Origin of the sequence: Curvivirga aplysinae, from assembly GCF_009711445.1 — a bacterium.
Lineage (GTDB): Bacteria > Pseudomonadota > Alphaproteobacteria > UBA8366 > Aestuariispiraceae > Curvivirga > Curvivirga aplysinae.
In genome coordinates, this window is the sequence record NZ_SMMC01000066.1 from 1 (window position 1) to 6141 (window position 6141).

Below are 6141 nucleotides of genomic sequence, written 5' to 3' on the forward strand. Positions count from 1 at the left end.
ATCATGACCCAAAATAACAATGATCGTCCTGCAAATTTATCCCAGTTTGCTTACGAGAAAATTGAACATGCAATTATTTCCGCCGAACTGGATTTTGGAGAACCTCTTTCCGAAAATGCACTGGCGACGGCTCTGAATATTAGCAAGGCGCCAGTTCGTACTGCTTTGTTAGAATTACAAAGAAAAGGTCTGGTTGATATTGTTCCTCAATCAGGATGTTACGTGACTGTCCCTGATAAGGAACAAATACGCCAATTGTTGGAAACTCGCGTCATATTGGAAACAAACGCCTTAAAAATTGCCATGCGTGGCGATTCCACAAAGTTGATAGAAAAACTGGATGATTGCTGGACGCAATTACAAAAAGGATTTGAACAAGAAGATTGGGAAGTCTGTCAGACAAATGATACACGCTTTCATCGATCCATCGTTCAAGCAGCAGGCAATCAGTATCTGTTAGACAGTTACGATAATATCATCCCGATCATGAATGCGATGATGACACGTTTTATGCTGACACAAACACGCAAAAACAAGACATTAGCAGATCATCCCGTTATTCTTAACTTCATCCGCGAAAAAAACTTAAGTGCTGCCAATAGGTTATTGAAGAAACATATCTTAAAGAATAATTCTTTTAAATCTGCCCCTAAATGGCCAAATCGTCGTGCAACAAGATCCGAATATACGTTTCGTGATTTCGATAAAGTATTTAAAAACTAATAAATCAAACATTCTCGCCGTTACAATTCCTAAAATTGACTTAGCTTTACAGCTGATATATTAGTCATGCTCATTGATATATCAGATTAAGGATCAAAAAATGAGCGGGATTGGCATAGGCGGATCAACGATTGAAGCCGAATTGGCATCTGCGCAAAATATGCGCGAGGATGCGAAAGCAATAAGTTTAGAGGAATATCAGGCCCGTATCCAAAAGGCAAAAGACATCATGCTTACAAAAAACATTGATGCGCTTTATCTAGATTCCACAACAAGTCTTACTTATTTCACAGGTATCAAATCTCATCAAAGTGAACGTCTATTAGGTGCGATCATTCCAGCCAACGGTGATCTATATTATATCTGCCCTCAGTTTGAATCTGAAACCGTCAAAGAAAAGATGAAGCTTGAAGGTGATTTAGTTGGCTGGGAAGAACATGAAAGCCCTTATGAGATCCTGATACAATCCCTCAAAGATCGCAATATTAAGTCAGGAACAGTCGCAATTGACGAAAAGACTCAATTCTTTGTAGTCGACGGTTTACAAAAGGTCGCGAACGACTTCTCTTTCATTAACGGAAATGTCGTAACATCCGCTTGTCGTGTCATTAAATCTAAATCGGAAATCACCCTTCTACAGCAAGCCAAAAACTTAACGCTGGAAGTCCACAAAGCAGCCGCACGTATCCTACATAAAGGCATCACTACAATTGAGGTAAAGAAATTTATTGATGACATGCATCGGGCAATGGGTGCAGATAATGGCTCCACCTTCTGCATCGTCTTATTTGGGGAACCTACTGCCTATCCACATGGGGTCAGCTATCCACAAAGCTTAAAAGAAGGTGACATGGTATTAATTGATACAGGTTGCAGCATCGATGGATACCAATCAGATATAACCCGCACCTATTGCTTCGGTACCCCGACTGAAAAGCAAATAGAAATCTGGAACTTGGAAAAGAAAGCGCAGAAAGCCGCTTTTGATGCGGCACAAATTGGTACAGCTTGCGGAGATGTAGATAAAGCCGCGCGTGATGTTATTGCCGCAGCAGGATTAGGTCCTGATTACCAAGTACCGGGCCTTCCCCATCGCACGGGCCACGGAATTGGAATGGATGTCCATGAAGACACATATTTAGTTCGCGGTAATAAGACACCATTAGCCGCGGGTATGTGCTTCTCAAATGAGCCGATGATCTGCATTTATGGTGAATTTGGTGTACGACTTGAAGATCATTTTTATATGACCGATGAGGGACCTAAATGGTTTACTGAGCCTTCTCACAGTATAACTGATCCTTTTGGAATAGATGCTTAATCATTCAATCGCTGAGTAAATACGTGTGCCCCACTTTCTGACAGAGTCACCCCAGATTGTGGGCGCGTAATTACATGAACATTTACCTGTCTCAACATAAGCATCCAGATCAACTTCACAATTGTCACGTCCCATACCCACATCACAGAAAAGAGCTGGTTGTCCATCTCCACCGCGGCAGGAATATTTATACGTCTTTTCAACATCGCGCAGGCTGATCCAGATTTGGCGATAAACCAAATCCTTATTAAAAAGCATATAAGCAGCATTCATTGCCGCTGGAACCGGATATCCAACCTGATAAAGTCGATCAATTTCATTTGTAAAAGCCAAATCGCATTCTGCACGCCCATCTTCATTCGTTTGGTCATAGCAAATATCATGGGACATACAGGCTTGATCCCACACATCAACTGGTTCAGGGTGAAACCCAGTATCAAGATAAGCGGGATAACCTTCGCCACACCAATTTCCATAAATGGGAAGGCACTCAACCTCCACGGTTTCATCATGTGATAAGGAAATGGTTTCACTGCGGGTACAGGCTATCAGTGCTAGCAAGAAACCCACACTGAATAACCGATACCACATCAAACCAATCCTATTAAATCTGAACTTTACTTAGGTGGATTTTTATCTAGCAAGGTTGAGAAAATATACCCGATTTGACCTTGGGTGAAGTTGACGCGGTACCATTCCCCTTCAAGGCCATCCACATAGATTTCCTGACCTTTTGGAACTGTCGTCAGAACAGCATGGGATGTGCCCGGGCCACTACGCATATTTGAATTTTTCTGAGTAAAATAGAAACCAATAAGATTGGCATCACCTGTAATGGAAGCAGCACTTTTGGACCCATCTTCTGTCTGCATTGTGGTCACGTCTTGAGTGACATCCCCTGTGATAGAGATACTACCATCTTGTGCAACCGATATACCACTAGCTGACATACCAAAAGCCAAGGTTAAAGCCGAAATAAAAGAAAGATGCTTTTTCATAATCTTACCTATCTGATTTTACTTTAAGAAACTTTACGACCGAAATTCTTATATCTCAATCTTCTTTTCTATTTTTAGATATGGAATGAAAAGGAGGCATTTTTGTGACTACAGCAAAAACACCTTCATGTTCAGTTCTCTATAGTCAAACCTCAAATCATCTGATATATCTTAAATATATCACAAACATTTTTTTAGAAGGACGTTTCGTTATGAGCAGTTTAACGGGCAAACATTTGATCGACGGGGAATGGATTGCAACGGAAAGTGGGTTTAAATCCCATAACCCAACCAACAATACCGAAAATGAAACTTCTTTCTCTCACGGCAATGTGGATTTAATGGATCAAGCGGCACAGGCCGCCGCAAATTGCGCAGAAACCTTTGCCAGCTTACCTGTTAAAGCCCGTGCAGATTTTATTCGCACAATTGCAGATGAAATTGATGCCCGTGGGGATGCCATCACAGAAATTGGACAAGCAGAAACCGCTTTACCTGCTTCCCGTCTTGAGGGCGAGCGTGGTCGGACCGTGGGCCAATTACGTTTCTTTGCCGAATGGATCGAAGAAGGCAGCTGGCTTGGTGCCCGTATTGATACTGCTTTGCCTGATCGTGCGCCTTTGCCACGTCCAGATATTCGGGTATCAAATAAAGCTCTGGGTCCCGTAGCTGTTTTCGGGGCAAGTAATTTCCCGCTCGCTTTTTCCACTGCAGGCGGTGATACAGCCTCTGCCTTGGCCGCAGGCTGCCCTGTCGTTGTAAAGGCCCACTCTGCCCATCCCGGCACAACAGAATTAGTTGCCCAAGCTATTGATGCAGCCATCAAAACATGTAATTTTCCATCAGGTGTTTTCAGTATGATCCAAGGGGGCGATCAGTCTGTTGGTCAAGCCATTGTGAAACATCCGGCGATTAAGGCCGTTGGTTTCACGGGTTCCCTTGCAGGAGGACGCGCTTTGTTTGATATCGCAGCTTCTCGACCTGATCCAATTCCTTTTTATGGGGAATTAGGCAGTAACAACCCCGTTTTCCTAATGCCATCCATCATGTCTGAAAAAGCAGACGCCATCGCCGAAGGTTGGGCAGCTTCTTTAACCATGGGTGTTGGGCAATTTTGCACCAATCCCGGCATTATTGTAGGTCTAAAAGGAACAGAGTTAGATAGCTTCAAGACCAAAGCAATTTCGATTCTGAAGGACATTGCCCCACAAGCCATGCTTACAGACCGTATTGCCGCAGCTTACGCAAACACCACCAAAGCATTAGCCGGTGATAACCGTCTTACTTGCCTGCTATCCACACAAGATACCAATAATCCATTCTGTGCAACACCAGCCATCTTTGAAATTGACTATGCAGGTTGGAAAGCAAATTCAGACCTGTCCGAAGAAATCTTCGGCCCAGCCGCATTTATCGTCGAATGCGACAATCTGGAGCAAATGGAAGAACTCTCCGCCAATCTGATCGGACAACTCACCACAACCATCCAGATGAATGGGGAGGATACGGAAGCTGCCCGTAATCTGATGCCACATTTGGAGCGTAACTCTGGTCGCGTTTTAGTAAACGGTTTCCCGACAGGTGTTGAAGTTTGCCATGCGATGGTTCATGGTGGCCCCTATCCTGCCAGCACGGATTCCCGTTCAACTTCCGTAGGTTCTAAAGCCATTGAGCGTTTTGTGCGCCCTGTATGTTATCAGAACATGCCGGATGACTTGTTACCGGAAGCTTTGAAAAATGCAAATCCGCTTGGCATTCAAAGATTAATCGACGGCGTGTGGGGAACAAACGCGCTTTAGGAACCAAAAGGCGCAGCGTTAGATGGACCAAATACCGACTGATCTATTTTTCTATCTCTGCGCCATTCCAGCAATCTTTATAGCAGGTATCAGTAAGGGTGGCTTTGGCGGCGGCCTTGGGGTTGTCGCTGTCCCCATCATTGCCTTTGCTGTGCCAATTAATGTGGCGGCCGCCCTGATGTTACCGATCCTATGCTGTATGGATGTGGTGGGGCTCTATGCCTTTTGGCGTAAATGGAGCTGGAAACATCTGGCCATTACCGTGCCTGCTGCAATCATCGGCATCACCATCGGTACCTTCACTTTTGAATATTTTCATGAAGCCTGGATCAGATTGATTATCGGTCTAATTGCCGTGATATTCTCTCTCAAATTCTTCAAGAAACGGTTTGGGTATCTACTCCCAAAGCATCAAGAGAAAGACCAAAAAATCCCCGGACGACTTTACGGCTATTTCTGGGGTGGCGTGGCAGGCTTCACAAGTTTCGTAGCCCATGCGGGCGGCCCGCCTGTAAATGCCTATATGTTACCACAAAAGCTGGATAAGACCCTCTATCAAGCCACGACGGTTTTCTTCTTCACCGCAATCAATTTAGTGAAGCTGATCCCTTACGGTATGATCGGACAATTTGATGGCAGTGTCTTAACCACCAGCCTCGTCCTTTTACCCCTAGCCCCATTGGGTATGTATTTGGGTATCAAGCTACATCACAAAGTATCGGATGATCTGTTTTATCTGCTTTGTTATAGCTTCCTTTGCCTGACAGGGTTCAAGCTGATCTATGACTGGGCGGCTTATTTCTTTATTCTCTGATCGGTAATTCGGTGGTGTTCTTTAATTCTTTCAACACAAAGCCGGATGTAACAGAGGCGATATATTCATTGCGTAAAAGATAACGGCTCATAAAACTTTCATAGGTGGCGATGTCTTCCACATAGATTTTAACCATATAATCATAGGCACCGGATAAAGAATAACATTCGACAATTTCCGGATGATCTTTAACAAGCTTGGTAAAGGCATCCACCGCCGCTTCACTATGACTGGTCAATGACACATTCGCCACCACACAGATTTTCAACCCCAATTGATCCGCATCCAGTAAGGCCACCTTCCCTTTAATCAGACCTGATTTTTCATAATCCTGCATCTTGCGCCATACCGTGGATTGGGACATGCCCACGCGATCTGCCAAATCCTGTAACGAGATATCCGCATCCCGCTGTATTTCCCTCAAAAGTTTTGCATCATCCATAACGAAATAATTTCCCATAATATGAATATTTATGACTATAATAA

General features: G+C 44.0%; 7 protein-coding genes. 4 read left to right on the forward strand and 3 right to left on the reverse strand.

What is annotated here, in order from left to right:
* Positions 1-723: GntR family transcriptional regulator (locus tag E1160_RS01015; RefSeq protein WP_155153130.1), on the forward strand; the 723-nt coding region annotated here is incomplete at its 5' end.
* Positions 724-823: 100 nt separating this feature from the next.
* On the forward strand, positions 824-2044 hold the full coding sequence (locus tag E1160_RS01020) for a M24 family metallopeptidase (protein WP_155153131.1): 1221 nt from the start codon (positions 824-826) through the stop codon (positions 2042-2044).
* Here the strand turns inward: E1160_RS01020 and E1160_RS01025 are convergent, their stop codons facing one another.
* Together E1160_RS01025 and E1160_RS01030 are read right to left on the reverse strand one after the other, a co-directional pair.
* Positions 2045-2635, reverse strand: a complete 591-nt coding sequence (locus E1160_RS01025) for a hypothetical protein (protein ID WP_155153132.1) — start codon at positions 2633-2635, stop codon at positions 2045-2047.
* Positions 2636-2661: 26 nt separating this feature from the next.
* Positions 2662-3042, reverse strand: a complete 381-nt coding sequence (locus E1160_RS01030; protein ID WP_155153133.1) for an SH3 domain-containing protein — start codon at positions 3040-3042, stop codon at positions 2662-2664.
* Between the two features lie 212 nt (positions 3043-3254).
* On the opposite strand from E1160_RS01030, the gene E1160_RS01035 reads away from it, so the two are divergent.
* Positions 3255-4841 carry an aldehyde dehydrogenase (NADP(+)) gene (locus E1160_RS01035; protein WP_155153134.1) on the forward strand — a complete coding sequence of 529 codons (1587 nt, stop codon included), beginning with the start codon at positions 3255-3257 and terminating at the stop codon, positions 4839-4841.
* A gap of 22 nt (positions 4842-4863) precedes the next feature.
* Positions 4864-5655, forward strand: a complete 792-nt coding sequence (locus E1160_RS01040) for a sulfite exporter TauE/SafE family protein (protein ID WP_155153135.1) — start codon at positions 4864-4866, stop codon at positions 5653-5655.
* Here E1160_RS01040 and E1160_RS01045 read toward each other — a convergent pair.
* Positions 5645-6141, reverse strand: a 497-nt coding sequence (locus E1160_RS01045) for an Lrp/AsnC family transcriptional regulator (protein WP_218048633.1), incomplete at its 5' end; no start/stop codon positions are given. The genes E1160_RS01040 and E1160_RS01045 overlap by 11 nt on opposite strands.